The sequence below is a fragment of the Kitasatospora sp. CM 4170 genome (genome assembly GCF_032110285.1).
Taxonomy (GTDB): Bacteria; Actinomycetota; Actinomycetes; order Streptomycetales; family Streptomycetaceae; genus Kitasatospora; species Kitasatospora aburaviensis.
Window position 1 is genome coordinate 3,606,089 of sequence record NZ_CP134877.1, and the last position, 15,707, is coordinate 3,621,795.

A 15,707-nucleotide genomic window follows, 5' to 3' on the forward strand; every position below is an offset into this window, starting at 1 on the left:
GACGAATCAGCTGTCCCTCAGTGATGGAGGTACCGATCGTGGCAACCACCCGCACCGCACGCACCGCCTGGGAAGGCAACCTGCTCGACGGCAAGGGCCGGGTGACCCTCGCCTCGTCCGGCATCGGCGAGTACCCGGTCACCTGGGCGTCCCGCGCCGAGGAGCCGAACGGCAGGACCAGCCCCGAGGAACTCATCGCGGCCGCCCACTCCGCGTGCTTTTCGATGGCCCTCTCGCACGCCCTGGCCGGCGCGGGCAACCCGCCCGCCAAGCTGGACACCCAGGCCGACGTCACCTTCCAGCCCGGGACCGGCATCACGGGCATTCACCTGACCGTCACCGGCGACGTGCCCGGCCTCGACGAGGCCGGCTTCGTGAAGGCCGCCGAGGACGCCAAGGCGAACTGCCCGGTCAGCAAGGCCCTCACCGGCACGACCATCACCCTGACGGCCAAGCTGGCCTGACGCTCCGACGCCCCGACGCCCCGTCCGTTCGGGCCGGGCCAGGCCCGGACGCGGCGCGTCCCGGCGCTCGGCCAGCGCCTGAGGGCGCACGGCGGAGGCACACGCCCCTGGCGCACATCATGTGATGTGTACCGGGGGCGTCTGCATGTATCACCGCACAGGGTCTGAAAGCGGGCGAATCACCCTGGCGGCGGTCACCGCGCGTTGCCGCCGCGTCTTATGATCGGCCGCAGCGCCCTGTTCTTCACGCGGGTCCCACGCGGACGTTCCACGCGAGCGTTCCACCGGACTGCGAGGACCTCGACAGAGTGCGGGAGCCGGCCGCAGCAGTCCCGGGCGATCGGCCGGACCAGCGTCAAGCATCAAGCGTCAGCAGCGGACGGGAGTATGCCGTGCCGGGCCAGAACGAGGGGGCCGACGCACACCACTCGGGCGTGCGGCACGAGGAACCGCACCAGCACGGCCACCGGTTGTCCCCGCTCCGCCGTCCGGCCGACGGCGCCACCGCCGACGGCACCACCGGTCTCGCCCTGGACGACTCGCGTGGCGTCGACGGCATCCCCGGCATCGACGGCGCACTCGGCATCGACGGCGTCATCGGCGCTCTCGACCTCCGCGGCACCCACGACGCCGCCGCGGTCGGCGTGGCCGGCGGTCCGGTCGGCACCGACCCGTTGCTCTGCCCGACCTGCTCCGCCCCGCTCGCCACCGGCTCGCACCGGCCGACCGACGGGGCCGGGCTGCCGACCGGGGGGAACGACCCCCTGCTCGCCGCCCTGAGCGCCAGTGAGTCCCGTTTCCGGGCAGCCTTCTGCGACGCAGGCATCGGGATGGCCCTGATCGACCCCGACGACCGGATCATCGAGGTCAACCCCGCCTTCGCCGCCCTTATCGGCTGCACGTCCGGCGATCTGGTCCGCACGCACATCCACGAGGTGGTCGACCCGGACGGGATGCCGGACCGGCTCTTCCCGGAGCTGGTCCGCGGCAAGCGGGAGCGGCTGCGGGTGGAGAAGCAGCTCAAGCACCGTGAGGGGCGCACGGTCTGGAGCAAGGTGACCATCTCGCTGATCCGGGACGGCTCCGGCAACCCGCTCTACACCCTCGCCATGGTCGAGGACATCACCGAGCAGCGGCGGCTCGGCGACCGCCTGGAGTACCAGGCCCTGCACGACCCGCTGACGCGGCTGCCGAACCGGACCCTGTTCTTCGAGCGCCTCGACGCCGCCTGCCTCGCGATCGCCGGCCCGGTTGCGGGCGACGTCGCGCTCGACGTTGCGGACCACGGCGCGGTGACGGTCGCCGACCCCGCTGCGGTCCCCGCCGCGCAGCCGGTCGAGGGCGGGCGGCCGGTCGAGGGCGGGCCGACCGGCGCGGACGCACAGGCGGGTGCGGGCGGCACGGCCGGCGAACGCCGGGTGGGCGTCTGTTACCTGGACCTCGACGGGTTCGCCGCGATCAACGAGACGCTCGGCCACCACATCGGCGATCAGCTGCTGATCGCCGTCGCCACCCGGCTGCGGCGCGGGTTCTCCGAGCCCGGAGCCCGCCTGGTGGCGCGGATGGGCGGCGACGAGTTCGCCGTCCTGGTGACCGACAGTCAGGGCAGCGACCAGCTCACGGCGCTGGCCGCCCGGATCCTGGAGGCGTTGGAACGTCCCTTCGACGTGGCCGGGCACCGACTGGTGGTGACGGCCAGCGTCGGCGTCGTCGAGCGGTCCGTGCACGAGACCACGCCGACCGATCTGGTCAAGGACGCCGACGCGACCCTCTACTGGTCGAAGGCGGACGGCCGGGCCCGGTGGACGCTCTACGACCCGGACCGCGGTGCCCACCAGCTGACCCGCCAGCTGCTCGCCACGGCGCTCCGACCGGCGCTGGAGCGCGGCGAATTCACCATCGAGTACCAGCCCCTGGTCGGTCTCGCCGACGGGGCGGTGCACGGCGCGGAGGCCCTGGTCCGCTGGCGCCACCCCCGCTACGGGACGCTCTCGCCGGACCGCTTCATCCCGCTCGCCGAGGAGTCCGGCGCGATCGTGCCGCTCGGCAAGTGGGTCCTGGAGGAGTCCTGCCGCCAGGCCAAGCGCTGGCTGACCGAATTCCCCGACACCGAGACCTTCGTGAGCGTCAATCTGGCCGCCCGCCAGATCTGGGACTCCGACGTCGTCGCCGACGTGGCCCAGGCGCTCGAGAGCACCGGCCTGCCGGCCCGGCTGCTGCAGTTGGAGATCACCGAGAGCGCGCTGCTCGGCCCCGGCGGGCGACCGCTCCAGGCGCTGCAGGCCCTCGCCGACATGGGCGTCCGGATCGCCATCGACGACTTCGGCACCGGCTACTCCAACCTGGCCTACCTCTCCCGGCTGCCGGTGCACGTGCTGAAGCTGGACGGCACCTTCATCGAGGGGTTCCGCGACCCGGCTCCGGCCGGACGGCCCGAACTCGCCGCGCTCAGCTCCCGGCGAAGCGACGCCGACGAGCAGATCGTCGGCGCCATGGTGCAGTTGGCCCACACCCTGGGCCTGACCGTCACCGCCGAGGGCATCGAGAGCGCCGCCCAGGCCGAGCGGCTGCGGCTGACCGGCTGCGACACCGCCCAGGGCTGGTACTTCGCCCGGCCCGGCGAGGCCGAGCGCGTCGCGGCCATACTCCGGGAGAACCGCCTCGGGGCGGAGAGCCGGTAGGCGCGGCCCGCGCGGGAGGCCTCCACCGGCGCGGCGCAGTCACCCCGGGCCGGCGGCTCGTGCCCGGACGGGGCCCGGGCCGTCCGCGGGCCGGAGCCCGGTGCGGGGCCCGGAGGTGCCGAGCCCCGCACCGCGGCCGGGCTCAGGCCGTGGCAGCCCCGGTGGTCAGCCCGTAGGCCTCGGCGATCAGGCCGTACGAGCGGTGCCGCGCCTCGTGGCCGTGGATGTGCGAGGTGACCATCAGCTCGTCCACGCCGGTCCGCTTGCGCAGGGCCTCCAGGCCGTCGGCCACCTCACCGGGCGAGCCGATGACCATGTTGCCCATCCACTCGGAGACGAAGTCGGCCTCGACCGGGCTGTACGGGTAGGACTCGGCCTCCTCGGGGGTGGGGATCGGGGTCGGGTTCCCGCGCCGCACCCGGAGCATTCCCAGCGCCACCGAGCGCGCCAGTCGGCGGGCGGCCGCCTCGTCGTCCGCCGCGACGGCGCCCACGCCGATCAGGGCGTACGGCTCGTCGAGCACCGCGGAGGGCCGGAACGAGGAGCGGTAGAGGTCGAGCGCCGGGAGGGTGTTGGCGCTGCTGAAGTGGTGGGCGAATGCGAACGGCAGGCCCAGCCGCCCGGCCAGCTGCGCGCTGAAGCCGGAGGAGCCGAGCAGCCAGATCGGCGGCCGCCCGTCGCCCTGGGGGACGGCCGTCAGCCGCGCGTACGGGTGGCCGGCCGGGAAGTCGCCGTCGAGGAAGTGGGTCAGCTCGGCGAGCTGCTGCGGGAAGTCGTCGGCGCCCTCGGCGAGGCCGCGCCGCAGCGCGCGGGCGGTCGCGGGGTCCGTCCCCGGAGCCCGGCCGAGCCCGAGGTCGATGCGCCCGGGGTGCAGGGCCTCCAGCAGGCCGAACTGCTCGGCGATGGTCAGCGGGGCGTGGTTGGGCAGCATGACGCCGCCGGAGCCGAGCCGCAGCGTCGTGGTGTGGGCACCGAGATGGGCCAGCAGGACGGCCGGGTTGGAGCTGGCGACACCCTGCATGCCGTGGTGCTCGGCGACCCAGAACCGGTGGTAGCCCCACTCCTCGGCGCTGCGGGCCAGCCGGGTGGTCGCGGCCAGGGCCTCCGCCGGGGTGTATCCGACGCCGACGGTGGCCAGGTCCAGGATGGAGAGCGGTGCCGGCGCCGTGCCGCGGACGGCGCCCCGTATCGCCGTGGTGTCCTGCGGCTCGGGCCCGCTGTTCTGCTGCTCCTCGGTGGTCATACCGTCCGCCCTCCTGGCAGTCCTGGTCGCTCGCGTAGTGGTGGTCCTGTCGGCAGCCGTGAGCGACCGCGCCGATGGCCGGGGGCCGCGGCTGCCAACGGAGGACAACCACGCCATCACTCCCGGTGTTCCCGGGAGTTCGCTGCTTTCTCGGCGGTCCGCTCCGGTGCGCGGCGGGCCGCCTACCGACCGTTCGGATGACTCAGAGCCAGCGGGCGGACACGCGTGGCGACTTCACGCCAGCGCGGGAAGTCGCCAGCCGCAGGTCTCGCGATCTGCGGGCGGCGTCCGGCAGGCTGGTTCCCAGAGCGGATCAGCCAACCGGATTCGCCTCGCCAGCAAGGTCGTCGGGCTGGACCAGCGCCGATCGATCCCCGTGAGCCCCTGGAGCGGCACCCCGCCCCAGGGGCTCGCGCCATTGTGAGGCGCCGCACACCCGGGGTGCTTCATGGCATGAAAAGTCGAGGCGCTAGCGTTGACCCCTGCAGCGTCTGCTCCTCCGGGCAGCTTGGAGGGAGTAAAGGTCGTGGACATCGCGGCGGTGATCGGGTCCTCATGGATCTGCGCCCTGGCGCTCTGCGCCGTACTCGGGGACGCGTTCCTCCCCTTCATCCCCAGCGGGACGCTGGTCATCCTGGCCGTGCTCAAGACGTCGCAGATAGACGGCGCGCCGGTGCTGCTCGGCCTCGGCGTGGCGCTGGCGTCCTTCCTGGGCGACCTGCTGCTGCTCCGGCTGGCCCGGCGCGGCGCCCCGTCGGTGCAGCGGCGGCTCGAACACCGCCCGAAGTTGGCGGCGAGTGTGGCGCGGGTCCAGCAGGCGCTCAACGAGCGGACCACCGGGGCGGCGGCCGCGATGGTGGTGGTGGCACGGTTCGTGCCCGCCGGCCGGACCGTCCTCGACCTGGCCATCGGCCACTCCCCCGGCCACCCGCACCGCTTCCTGCGCTGGTCGGCGGTGGCCGCTCTGGTCTGGGCCGCGTACATCGTGACGCTGGGCTGGCTCAACAGCCACTGGTTCGACACCGCCTGGCTGAGCCTCGCGGTCTCCTGCACGGCCGCCACGGCGGTCAGCACCGCCATCGCCCGGATCGTCCGCCGCAACCGCCGGCTCGCCGCTCTCTGACACACCGGTAGCGCGCCCGGCGAGCCGGCGACGAACGGGCGGCGGTCGCCGGACCACCGCCGGCGACCGCCCGGTGAACGATCCGAGGTGAAACGCCGACAGGCGCCGAGCGTCACAGGACGGCAACAGAACGCCGATTGCCGCAGCCCGAATGCTCCCGATCCGCGTATTGACGTGGGACGGACCTCGGGCACCCTTGGTGCCGCTACGTCCTCATGACATCCTATTGGCGGAATAATCATCAGTTGCCCGATTTGACCGGTAGGGCCGTTCGGCGCCACCGACACCCGGCCAGCGCGGCACCCAGGGGAGACCATGACCAGCATCTCGCGCAGGACCGTGCTCAGCGCCACCGCCGCGACCGTGGCCCTCGGTGCTGTGGCGGCGTGTTCCAGCGGTGGATCGACGGCCGGATCCGACTCCGGGACCACACCGAGCTCGGGAGGCAGCAGCGGCACCGGCACCGGCACCGGTGAGCCGGGCACCGCCGGCCCCGGCACCGGCATACCCAAGGGGACTCCGATCGGAGACGGTTCCACCTCCGACACCGGTCCCCAGCCCAAGCAGCCCAAGCCGGAGAAGCTCAAGCCCGGCGAGCGGCCGCCGCAGTTCGTGGTGTTCTCCTGGGACGGTGCCGGCGGCACCGACGACGGCCAGTTCCCCCGCTTCCTCAAGCTGGCGGAGGAGCACAAGGCCTCGATGACCTTCTTCCTCTCCGGGATCTACGCCCTGCCCAAGGGCAAGTCGGAGCTCTACCACCCGCCGAAGCACTCGGTGGGCGCGTCCGACATCCCCTACCTCTCGGACGGCGCGGTCAAGACCACGCTCAAGCTGATCAGCCAGGCCTGGCTGGCCGGCCACGAGATCGGCACGCACTTCAACGGGCACTTCTGCTCGACCCGCCCGGACGGCAACGGCGTCAACAAGTGGACGCCGGAGGACTGGCAGAGCGAGATCGACCAGGCGATCTCCTTCGTCACCCAGTGGCGGACCAACACCGGTTTCACCGACGTCGACCCGTTGCCCTTCGACTACAAGAAGGAGCTGGTCGGCGGCCGCACCCCGTGCCTGGAGGGCCAGAAGGCGCTACTGCCGACCGCCGTCAAGATGGGGTGGAAGTACGACGCCAGCTCCTCCGGCGGTCAGCAGATCTGGCCGCAGAAGGTGCAGGACGGCAAGATCTGGGACTTCCCGCTGCAGAGCATCCCGTTCCCGGGCCACACCTTCCAGGTGCTCTCGATGGACTACAACATCCTCGCCAACCAGTCGCCCGGCGGCACCAAGGGCGACCCGGCCAAGTACAACGACTGGCGCACCCAGGCCCGGGACTCCTACCTCGCCGGGTTCGACCGCGCCTACAACGGCAACCGGGCGCCGTTCTTCATCGGAAACCACTTCGAGCAGTGGAACGGCGGCATCTACATGGACGCCGTCGAGGAGACCCTCAAGACCATCGCGGACAAGCCCGAGGTGCGGCTGGTGTCGTTCCGGCAGCTGGTCGACTGGCTGGAGGTGCAGGACCAGTCGACCCTGCGCAAGCTTCGGTCGCTGAACGTGGGGCAGGCGCCGAGCGGCGGGTGGCAGTCCTTCCTCGGCACGGCCGGCTGAGACGGCGGGACACCGGCGGGGCCACCGCACCGGCCGCGGCGGGTGCCGGCCCCCGGTCGGGCTGCCGCCGCCCGACTTGGGGCGACCGGCGCCCGACCGGGGCCGACCGCTATCCGGCGGCGGAGCCGGCTTCGAGCAGCCGCCGCACCACGGCCTCGGCTCCGGTCCGGCCCCAGAGGATCGAGTAGTGGTTGGTGTCCGGGACGAGCGAGGCCGAGACCACCCGGCCCGGATCGAGCCCCGCCCGGGCGATCCGCTGCTCGTCGTAGAGCGCCTGCGGCTCGTCGAACAGCCCGCGCTCGGCCCAGAGCAGTTCACCGGGGCAGGGCAGCAGGTGAACGGCGGCCGCCGCCTCCCGGTCCAGGAGCACCTGGGCGCCGTCGGTCCGGACCGCCTCCAGCACGCAGGCGGAGTGCAACTCGGGCTCGACACCGACGAGGTCGCGCTGGGTGTACGCGTCGATCTCGTCCGACCAGTCGGCGGCGAAGGCCGGGTGCTGCCGCCAGAACGCCCGGTAGGCGGCACGGTCCGGGAAGGTCATCGACAGCCGGGCCAGCGCCGGGCCGAGCACCGCGGCCAGCGCGTCGTCCTCACCGACGCCCTCGGGCAGCGGGAAGCTGACCGCACCGTCGACCAGCAGCACCCGGCTGACCAGCCCGGGGTGGCGGACCGCGGTCAGCGCGGTGATCCAGGCACCCATCGAGTGCCCGGCCACGACCGTCGGCCCCAGGTCGAGCGCGGTGATCAGGGCGGCCACGTCGTCGGCGTGCCGGGCCAGTCCGTACGGCCCGCCGACCGCACGGCTGGCCCCGCGCCCGCGCAGGTCGGGCGCGAGCAGGGTCGCCCGGCCCGCGAGCGTGCGGGCCACCTCGAACCAGGCGAGGGCGTTGGCGGTGATGCCGTGCACCGCCACGACGGTCGGCGCCGCCGGGGCGGCGGCGGGCCAGCGGAGCACGGCCAGGTCCCCACCGGGGACGGGGACCGTCAGCTGCTCGGGCTGCGGGACGGACGGGCTCATGGACGGGCTCATGCGGGGCTCCCTCCGGTGGGACGGGCGCCCGTCGCACCGACCGGGCCGGCGGACCGGGCCGAGCGGACGGATCGGGCGGCGCGGATGCGGGCCGGCAGCCGGGCCAGGCCGCCGGGCAGCAGGTAGACGACGGCGACGAAGAGGCCGCCGAGCAGGAACAGCGGCTGGGAGAGCGGTACCCGCAGGACGGCGGGCAGGTCCGCGACGGCCGCGGAGTTGGCGAGGTCGCCCAGGCGGTGGCCGGCCCAGGTGTAGAGGACACCGCCGAGCAGCGGACCCCAGCGCGTGCCGGAGCCGCCGAGCACCACCATCACCAGGAGCGAGAGGGTGGCGTCGGAGGTGGCGGCCTGGGGAGTGGCGCCGCCGGTCAGCAGGAGGTAGACCACCCCGCCCACGGCCGCGAGGGCTCCGGCGAGGACGAAGGCGACCAGCTTGTAGCCGTACGGACGGAGCCCGAGCACCTCCACCCGGCGCTCGTTCTCCTTGATGCCCTGCCAGACCCGCCCGATCGGCGATCCGACGGCCCAGTGCACGGCGGCGAGGGTGAGCACCAGGTAGGCGAGGGCGATCCAGTAGAGGTTCGCGGTGTTCTCGATGCCCAGGAGCGCGGAGGGCAGCCGCCCGGCCGGCGCCGACCGGCCCTCCTCCCCGCCGGTGATGCCGCCGGGGTTGCGCTGGACGAGGATCGACCCGGCCTGGGCGAAGGCGAGGGTGACCATGGAGAACCCGATGCCGGTGACGCGGAGGCTGACCGAGCCCAGCAGCAGGGCCAGCGCGACGGCACAGGCGACACCGAAGGCGGCCGCCGCGGCGAACGGCAGTCCGAGCTCCAGCATGCCGAGGTTGGTGGCGTAGAGGCCGGTCGCGAAGTAGAGCGCGTGGCCGAAGGAGAGCAGTCCGGTCCGCCCGAGCAGGAGGTCGTAACCGGTGGCGAGGGCCCCGTAGAGCAGGCACAGGGCGATGAGTTGGAGGCTTCCCGGGCTGCCGAGCGGTCCGTCGAGCAGTCCCGGGACGGGAAGCGCACTGTAGGGGATGACAAGGAGCAGGATCAGCAGGGCGATCGGCCACCAGCGTAGTGATCCGTGCACGAATGTCGAGCGCTGCGCCGATGAATCACCAGTTCGAGTGATCACTCCCGCCTCGATCACCCGTCCGGGGAGAATTCCGGTTCCGTTGTCGGTCCGCTGTGCTGAGGTTGCGTCAGCGCGGTCGGCGGCGGTGCCACCGGTGCTCGTGTCCGAGGTGTCGGTGCTCACGCGAGCCTCCCGGTGAGTCCGCGCGGCCGCACCAGGAGGAGAACGGCCAGCAGGACGACGACCGAGAGGTCGCCGAGTCCCGCGGTGGTGTAGTAGTTGGCGAACTGCTGGACCAGGCCGACGCAGACGGAGGCGACGGCGGCACCGGTGACGGAGCCCATGCCGCCCATCACGACGACGACGAAGGCGAAGATGAGCAGCCCGGTCCCCTGGCCGGGATTGACCGAACCGAAGTAGAGGCCGCCGAGGGCACCGCCGAGCGCGGCGGCGGCACCGCCGATGGCGAAGACGAGGGTGAACGCCCTGCGGACGTCGATGCCGAGCGCCGTGACCATCGCCCGGTCCTCGACGCCGGCCCGGACGATCAGCCCGTAGCGGGTGCGGGCCAGGAACAACCGGAGAGCGAGCAGCAGCAACCCGGCCGCGGCCACGAGTACGAAGCGGTTGACCGGGACGGTCGCACCCAGCACGTGCCAGGTGCCGGAGAGCAGGGCCGGCTGGGGGAAGGGGCGGGCGTCCGCGCCCCAGACGCCCATCAGGAGGGCGGGCACGGCCAGTCCGACGCCGACGGTGGCGAGGATCTGGTCCCGCGGCCGGCTGTAGAGCGGCCGGATCAGGAAGAGCTCCAGAAGGACGGCGGCAGCCGTTCCGACCAGCGTGCCGAACGGCACGGCGAGCCAGAAGGAGAGGCCGGCCTCGGTGCCCGCCCACCAGGTCGCGTAGGCGCCGACCGAGAGCAGGGCGCCGTGCGCGAAGTTGAGCACGTCCATCAGGCCGAAGATCAACGACAGGCCGGAGGCCACCAGGAAGTACAGCGCACCCAGACCGAGTCCGGTACAGGAAAGGAGGACGACGGTGTCCATCAGGGGTTCACCTCCTCGGTGACGGCAGGGGGGCCGGGGCGGCGGCCGCCGACGCCCAGCAGGCGGCGGGCGGCGTCCTCGTCGGCCAACAGCTCGGCGGTGTCACCCCGGTGGGCGGTGCGGCCGTCGGCCAGGACGGCGCAGGTGCCGGCAAGCCGGCGGACCAGGGCGAGGTTCTGCTCGACCAGGAGGACGGGCACGGCCTCGGCCGCCCGCGCCAGCACGTCGGCGACCTCGGCGACGATCTTCGGCGCCAGGCCCTTGGTGGGCTCGTCGGCGATGATCAGCCTGTTCCGGTTGAGCAGGGTCCGGCCGATGGCCACCATCTGCTGCTGGCCGCCCGAGAGGGTTCCGGCCAACTGTCCGGCTCGCTGCTTGAGTTCGGGGAAGAGTTCATGGACGAGGTGGTAGGCCGGCTCGGCGTCGCGGTCACGCTCGGCGAGCCGCAGGTTCTCGGCGACCGTGAGGCCGGCGAAGATCCCGCGGTCCTCCGGGGCGTAGCCGATGCCCTGGCGGACCACCAGATGCGTCGGGAGGGAGACCAGTTCGGTACCCGCGAAGCGGACGCTTCCGGTGCGCGGTACGAGACCCATCACCGCCTTGACGGTGGTGGTCTTGCCGGCGCCGTTGCGCCCCAGCAGCGCGGTGACCCCGGTCGGCGCCACGTCGAGGTCGACCCCGTGCAGGATGTGCAGCCCGTCGATGACCACCCGCAGATCACGGACCGAGAGGAGCGCAGCGGCAGGGATCGGAGATGCGTTCACGGTGGCGCCGTCCAGGGGAGAGCCCTTCACAGCGCCTCGCCCAGGTAGGCCTGCTGCACGGTGGCGTCCGCCATCACCGCGTCCGGGGTGTCCAGGGCGAGCAGCGTGCCGTGGTGCATCACGGCCACGCGGTCGGCCAGGCCGAGCAGGACGTCCATGTGGTGCTCGACCATCAGGACGGTGCGGCCGAGGTCCCGGTGCACCGAGCGGATCAGCTCGGTGAGGGCCGGTACCTCCTCCGCGCTGACCCCGGCCATCGGCTCGTCCAGCAGGATGAGCCGGGGGTCGGAGACCAGCAGGACGGCGAGTTCGAGCTTGCGCTTCTCCCCGTGGGAGAGCGCGCTCGCCGGGGTGTCGGCCCGGTGGGCGAGTTCGGTGCGCGCCAGGGTCTCGGCCACCTGGTCCGCGTAGCGGTCGGCGCGGCGCCAGATCCGGTACGAGGCCCGCGGGCCGGCTGCGGCCTGCGCGGCCAGGCGGACGTGGTCGGCCACCGTCGTCGCCGGCCAGAGCGAGGAGGTCTGGAAGGTCCGTCCGAGCCCGCGCCGCGCCCGGGCGTGGACGGACTCGGCGGTGATGTCGGCGCCGTCGAGTTCGAGGCTCCCGGCACTCGCCGGGCAGATGCCGGAGATCAGATTGAACAGGGAGGTCTTCCCGGCACCGTTGGGCCCGATGAAGGCGATGAACTCGCCCTCCCCTACCGAGAAGGAGACGTCCTCGACGATCGGCACTCCGCGGACGGACCAGCCGAGGCCGGTGAGGCGCAGCACCGGCGTGGCCACGACGGGCGAGGCAGGACGGGGCACCGCGGTCACCCCGCCATCGGGGTGACCGGGGGCGCCACCTCGTCCGCGGTGAGGGTGCGTGCCACCGAGGGCCTGGCGGCGGCCCCGTTGCCGGTCAGCTTGACCTGGAACATGGGCTGCAGCAGGGCGTGGTCCTCGGCCCGCACCGTGGTGCGCCCCTTCACACCGTCGAAGCTCCAGCCTTCGAGCGCCTTCACCAGGGCCGAGGTGTCGTCAGCCGAGCCGTGGTTGGCCTCGACGGCGTGCACGATCAGCTGGGCGGCGGTGAAGCCGTCCGGGGTGAAGATGTCGGACTTGCCGCCGGCGGCGGTGACGGCCTCGTCCATGGCCTTCTCCACCGGGGTGCCGGCGGCGCCGCCGAAGTAGTGGTTCAGGAAGGAGATCTTCTCGCCGGCGGGACCGAAGAGCGGGTAGGAGGCGGCGAGGTCCAGGCCGGTGACCACCTTGGTCTCGGCGAACACGTCCTGCTGGTTCAGCGCCGTCCACAGGGCGGCCGAGGTGTCGCCGGCCCAGGCGACGAAGAGCAGGTCGGGCTTGGCCGTCCTGGCCTGGGTGGCGAAGGGTGTCAGGTCGGTCGCGCTCGGCGGGGCGAGGACGGCGTCCACCGTGGCGCCCTGGGCTCCGAGGACCGCTTTGACGGCGGCCACGTTGGCCTGCCCGAAGGCGTTGTCCTGGGCGAGCACGGTCACCTTGCTGCCCTTGGCGTCGCCGATGAAGGAGGCCGCCGTCCTGATGTCCTGGTACGACTGGCGGCCGGAGCGGAAGGTGTACTTGTTCAGGCCGGTGACCTTGTCGGCGGCGGCCGGGCCGCTGATGAAGAGCACCTTGTTCTGGGCGGCGATCGGGCCGACCTGGAGGGCGACGCCCGAGGCGGTCGAGCCGGCCAGGATCTTGTGGCCCTTGCCGATGAGATCCTTGGCGGCCGAGACCGCCTTGGCCGGGTCGCCGGCGTCGTCCTGCTCCTCGATCTCGATCCGGTGCCCGTCGACCGCGCCGCTGCCCTTGGTCGCGTAGCTCAGCCCGGCCTTGAAGCCCTCCAGGTACTGCTTGCCGTAGGCGGCCAGCGGCCCGGTCCTGGAGTACACCAGGCCGACCTTGACCGGGCTCTTGGCACCGCCGCCGTCGGCCGCGTTCGTTCCCGCGGTGCCGGCCTCGGCGCAGCCGGCCGCGAGGAGGACGCAGGCCGCGAGGGCGGCGAGCCTGCGCGCCGGGCCGGCTGCCCCGGCCGCGCCTACGGAGGCGCCGGAGGCGGTCCTGGTGGGGGCTGTCGAGCTGCGCATGGTGACCGACTCCTGAGGGGGGCTGCGGGGGGTGGATGCCGGAACCGTAGGGGCGGCACGTAGGCCGCGACATGTGCCGGGGGGACGTATCAGCCCGCGTGGATGTGGCTGCGGCCGCCATACCGCTGGGTCGGTGGCCCCTCGGGAGGTCGTGCGTGTGGGCGGTCGCCATGCCCACGGACCTGCGCGTGGCGCGCCCCGCCATGGCACGGCCCACCCGCGCCCGGCGACGGTGGAGGGGCCCGGGCGGCGGCGGTCGCCGCGGCGGCCGGGGTACCGGCGGCCGCACTCGGTGGCACGGCCGTCCCACCACGCCCGCCAGCCCACGCGCCCCGCGCATCCCGACCACCCGCGCACCCCACGCGCCCTGTGCACCCCGAGCACCCCACGCGCCCCGCACCCACCTCCCACCGATCCCACCGACTCCCCCTCACGAGGTGACCCCTTGGACAAGGTCCTGGACTCCGCCGCCACCGCGGTCGGGGACATTCCCGACGGCGCCGTGCTGGCCGTCGGCGGCTTCGGCCTCTGCGGCATCCCCAGCACGCTGATCAGTGCCCTGGTCGACACGGGCGCCGCCGGACTGCGGGTGGTCTCCAACAACTGCGGGGTCGACGACTGGGGGCTCGGCCTGCTGCTCCAGGCCGGGCGGATCGCCCGGATGACCTCCTCCTACGTCGGCGAGAACAAGGAGTTCGCCCGTCAGTACCTCTCCGGCGAGCTGGAGGTGGAGCTGACCCCACAGGGCACGCTCGCCGAGCGGCTGCGGTCCGGCGGCGCCGGCATCCCCGCCTTCTTCACCCCGGCCGGGGTGGGCACGCAGGTCGAGGAGGGCGGACTGCCCTGGCGGTACGGGGCGGACGGTTCGGTGGCGCTCGCCTCGCCGCCGAAGGAGGTCCGCGAGTTCGGCGGCCGCCGCTACCTGCTGGAGGAGGCCATCACGGCCGACTTCGCCCTCGTCCGCGCGGAGGTCGCGGACCGGCACGGCAACTGCGTCTTCCACGCCGCCGCCCGGAACTTCAATCCGCTCTGCGCCATGGCCGGCCGGGTCACCGTGGTCGAGGCGGACCGGATCGTCGAGCCGGGCGAGCTGGGCCCGGACGCCGTCCACCTGCCCGGCGTGTACGTCGACCGCGTGGTCGCGGCGGATCCCGGGGACCGCCGGATCGAGCGCCGTACCGTCCGCACCGCACCCCAGGAGGCCTGACGCCATGTCCACCACCGCCCCGACGGTCACCACTGGCACCACCACCGGCACCACCACCAGCGGCATCACCACCGACACCACGGACTCGACGCCTTTCGCCGTGCTCGACCCGAGGAACGCGCTCGCCGCCCGGGCCGCCCGCGAGCTGCGGGACGGGCAGTACGTCAACCTGGGCATCGGCCTGCCGACGCTGATCCCGAATCACCTGCCGCCCGGTGTCCACGTGGTGCTGCACTCGGAAAACGGCATCCTCGGCGTCGGCCCGTACCCGGAGGAAGGGGCGGAACACCCCGACCTGATCAACGCGGGCAAGGAGACCGTGACCGTCGCCGCCGGGGCCTCGTACTTCGACTCGGCGTTCTCCTTCGGAATGATCCGGGCCGGGCGGATCGACGTCTCCGTCCTCGGTGCGATGCAGGTCTCGGCCGTCGGCGACCTCGCCAACTGGATGATTCCGGGCAAGATGGTCAAGGGCATGGGTGGTGCGATGGATCTCGTGCACGGCGCCCGGCGGCTGATCGTCGTCATGGAGCACACGGCAAAGGACGGTTCGCCGAAGATCGTCGACGAACTCTCACTTCCCGCCACCGGGCGGGGCGTCGTCGACCGCATCATCACCGACCTGGCGGTCATCGACGTCACGCCGGACGGACTGCGCCTGGTCGAGACGGCGCCGGGCGTGACGGTGGACGAGGTGCGGGCGGCGACCGAGCCCACCCTCCTCCTCCCGGCGGCGCACTGAGGAGCACCGCACCGACGACACCGACGGACGCGACGGCAGCACCGACGACACCGGAGGACGCACCAACAGCACCGCCAGAACCAACAGCACCGCCGGCGCCGCCGCGACCGGAGGAGGGTGCACCGCCAGCACCGCAGAACGGGCCGACCCGGACCCCGCGAAGGCCGGACTGCCAGCACGGCAGTCCGGCCTTCGCCTGCCTATTCGGCACATCCCGGTAGATCCGGAATACCCGGCTCCCACCAGCCCGCCGCAGCAACCGCCATTAGCATCAGCGAAGCCGCAATTGGCCGGGAATCGCCATATCTTCATGCTTACGCAATGATCATTTCGTGGATCGGTTGCGATCACGTGGGCACTCCGGGACAGTTGTGGAAGCCCGAGGATCCCGCCCCCGGTGGGGAGTTCGGAGAACGAGCCGGGATCCTGCCTTCGAAGCAGCCGCGCAGCCCTGCACGACAATCGATCGTATACGTTTTAACGATTGACGGCCCGGAAACTGCCTGGAAACGGTGCGGTTCGCCGGCCGGTGTTCTGCTTCGAAAGCAAGGCTCCGGGGGGAGCCGTGGTCCCGGCGCGCAGGTCGCAGCGCGCGGTTTCAGGTCGCTCACCCCGGTCGGAGCACGCACGGAGCGGGTCGGCC

At 72.9% G+C, this 15,707-nt stretch carries 13 protein-coding genes; 6 read left to right on the forward strand and 7 right to left on the reverse strand.

Going from position 1 to position 15,707, the window contains the following annotated elements; translation table 11 throughout:
* The first annotated feature begins 38 nt into the window (after positions 1 to 38).
* Entirely contained in the window at positions 39 to 464 is a 426-nt protein-coding gene (locus RMN57_RS14975) for an OsmC family protein (protein WP_313763894.1), read from the forward strand.
* 392 nt (positions 465 to 856) lie between these two features.
* On the forward strand, positions 857 to 3,145 hold the full coding sequence (locus RMN57_RS14980) for an EAL domain-containing protein (protein WP_313763895.1): 2,289 nt from the start codon (positions 857 to 859) through the stop codon (positions 3,143 to 3,145).
* 142 nt (positions 3,146 to 3,287) lie between these two features.
* Here the strand turns inward: RMN57_RS14980 and RMN57_RS14985 are convergent, their stop codons facing one another.
* The gene (locus RMN57_RS14985; RefSeq protein ID WP_313763896.1) at positions 3,288 to 4,388 is read right to left on the reverse strand and encodes an LLM class flavin-dependent oxidoreductase; all 1,101 of its coding nucleotides are present in this window, start codon (positions 4,386 to 4,388) and stop codon (positions 3,288 to 3,290) included.
* 526 nt (positions 4,389 to 4,914) lie between these two features.
* Here RMN57_RS14985 and RMN57_RS14990 point away from each other — a divergent pair.
* Together RMN57_RS14990 and RMN57_RS14995 are read left to right on the forward strand one after the other, a co-directional pair.
* Positions 4,915 to 5,511 carry a VTT domain-containing protein gene (locus RMN57_RS14990; RefSeq protein WP_313763897.1) on the forward strand — a complete coding sequence of 199 codons (597 nt, stop codon included), beginning with the start codon at positions 4,915 to 4,917 and terminating at the stop codon, positions 5,509 to 5,511.
* Between the two features lie 315 nt (positions 5,512 to 5,826).
* Entirely contained in the window at positions 5,827 to 7,119 is a 1,293-nt protein-coding gene (locus RMN57_RS14995; RefSeq protein ID WP_313763898.1) for a hypothetical protein, read from the forward strand.
* A gap of 109 nt (positions 7,120 to 7,228) precedes the next feature.
* On the opposite strand, the gene RMN57_RS15000 is transcribed toward RMN57_RS14995, so the two are convergent.
* The 6 genes from RMN57_RS15000 to RMN57_RS15025 form a co-directional block, all read right to left on the reverse strand.
* A complete protein-coding gene (locus RMN57_RS15000) occupies positions 7,229 to 8,149 on the reverse strand; it encodes an alpha/beta hydrolase (protein WP_313763899.1) in 921 nt (306 codons plus the stop codon).
* Positions 8,146 to 9,237, reverse strand: coding sequence for a branched-chain amino acid ABC transporter permease (locus RMN57_RS15005; RefSeq protein WP_313763900.1), 1,092 nt, complete (start codon positions 9,235 to 9,237; stop codon positions 8,146 to 8,148). Before RMN57_RS15005 ends, RMN57_RS15000 begins: the two co-directional genes overlap by 4 nt.
* Before the next feature lie 164 nt (positions 9,238 to 9,401).
* Positions 9,402 to 10,268, reverse strand: coding sequence for a branched-chain amino acid ABC transporter permease (locus tag RMN57_RS15010; RefSeq protein ID WP_313763901.1), 867 nt, complete (start codon positions 10,266 to 10,268; stop codon positions 9,402 to 9,404).
* The gene (locus RMN57_RS15015; RefSeq protein ID WP_313767831.1) at positions 10,268 to 11,017 is read right to left on the reverse strand and encodes an ABC transporter ATP-binding protein; all 750 of its coding nucleotides are present in this window, start codon (positions 11,015 to 11,017) and stop codon (positions 10,268 to 10,270) included. Before RMN57_RS15015 ends, RMN57_RS15010 begins: the two co-directional genes overlap by 1 nt.
* Before the next feature lie 41 nt (positions 11,018 to 11,058).
* A complete protein-coding gene (locus RMN57_RS15020; RefSeq protein ID WP_313763902.1) occupies positions 11,059 to 11,835 on the reverse strand; it encodes an ABC transporter ATP-binding protein in 777 nt (258 codons plus the stop codon).
* A gap of 5 nt (positions 11,836 to 11,840) precedes the next feature.
* Entirely contained in the window at positions 11,841 to 13,115 is a 1,275-nt protein-coding gene (locus RMN57_RS15025) for a substrate-binding domain-containing protein (protein ID WP_313763903.1), read from the reverse strand.
* A gap of 445 nt (positions 13,116 to 13,560) precedes the next feature.
* Between RMN57_RS15025 and RMN57_RS15030 the strand changes: the two genes are divergently transcribed.
* A complete protein-coding gene (locus RMN57_RS15030) occupies positions 13,561 to 14,322 on the forward strand; it encodes a CoA transferase subunit A (protein ID WP_313763904.1) in 762 nt (253 codons plus the stop codon).
* A 4-nt stretch (positions 14,323 to 14,326) separates the two neighbouring features.
* Positions 14,327 to 15,064, forward strand: coding sequence for a 3-oxoacid CoA-transferase subunit B (locus RMN57_RS15035; RefSeq protein WP_313763905.1), 738 nt, complete (start codon positions 14,327 to 14,329; stop codon positions 15,062 to 15,064).
* The last annotated feature ends 643 nt before the right edge of the window (positions 15,065 to 15,707 follow it).

Excerpts from the sequence above, each read along its gene's own strand:
- RMN57_RS14985 (WP_313763896.1), bottom strand. The coding sequence starts at position 4,388 with ATGACCACCGAGGAGCAGCAGAACAGCGGGCCCGAGCCGCAGGACACC.
- RMN57_RS14995 (WP_313763898.1), top strand. The coding sequence starts at position 5,827 with ATGACCAGCATCTCGCGCAGGACCGTGCTCAGCGCCACCGCCGCGACC.
- RMN57_RS15000 (WP_313763899.1), bottom strand. The coding sequence starts at position 8,149 with ATGAGCCCGTCCATGAGCCCGTCCGTCCCGCAGCCCGAGCAGCTGACG.
- RMN57_RS15010 (WP_313763901.1), bottom strand. The coding sequence starts at position 10,268 with ATGGACACCGTCGTCCTCCTTTCCTGTACCGGACTCGGTCTGGGTGCG.
- RMN57_RS15025 (WP_313763903.1), bottom strand. The coding sequence starts at position 13,115 with ATGCGCAGCTCGACAGCCCCCACCAGGACCGCCTCCGGCGCCTCCGTA.
- RMN57_RS15035 (WP_313763905.1), top strand. The coding sequence starts at position 14,327 with ATGTCCACCACCGCCCCGACGGTCACCACTGGCACCACCACCGGCACC.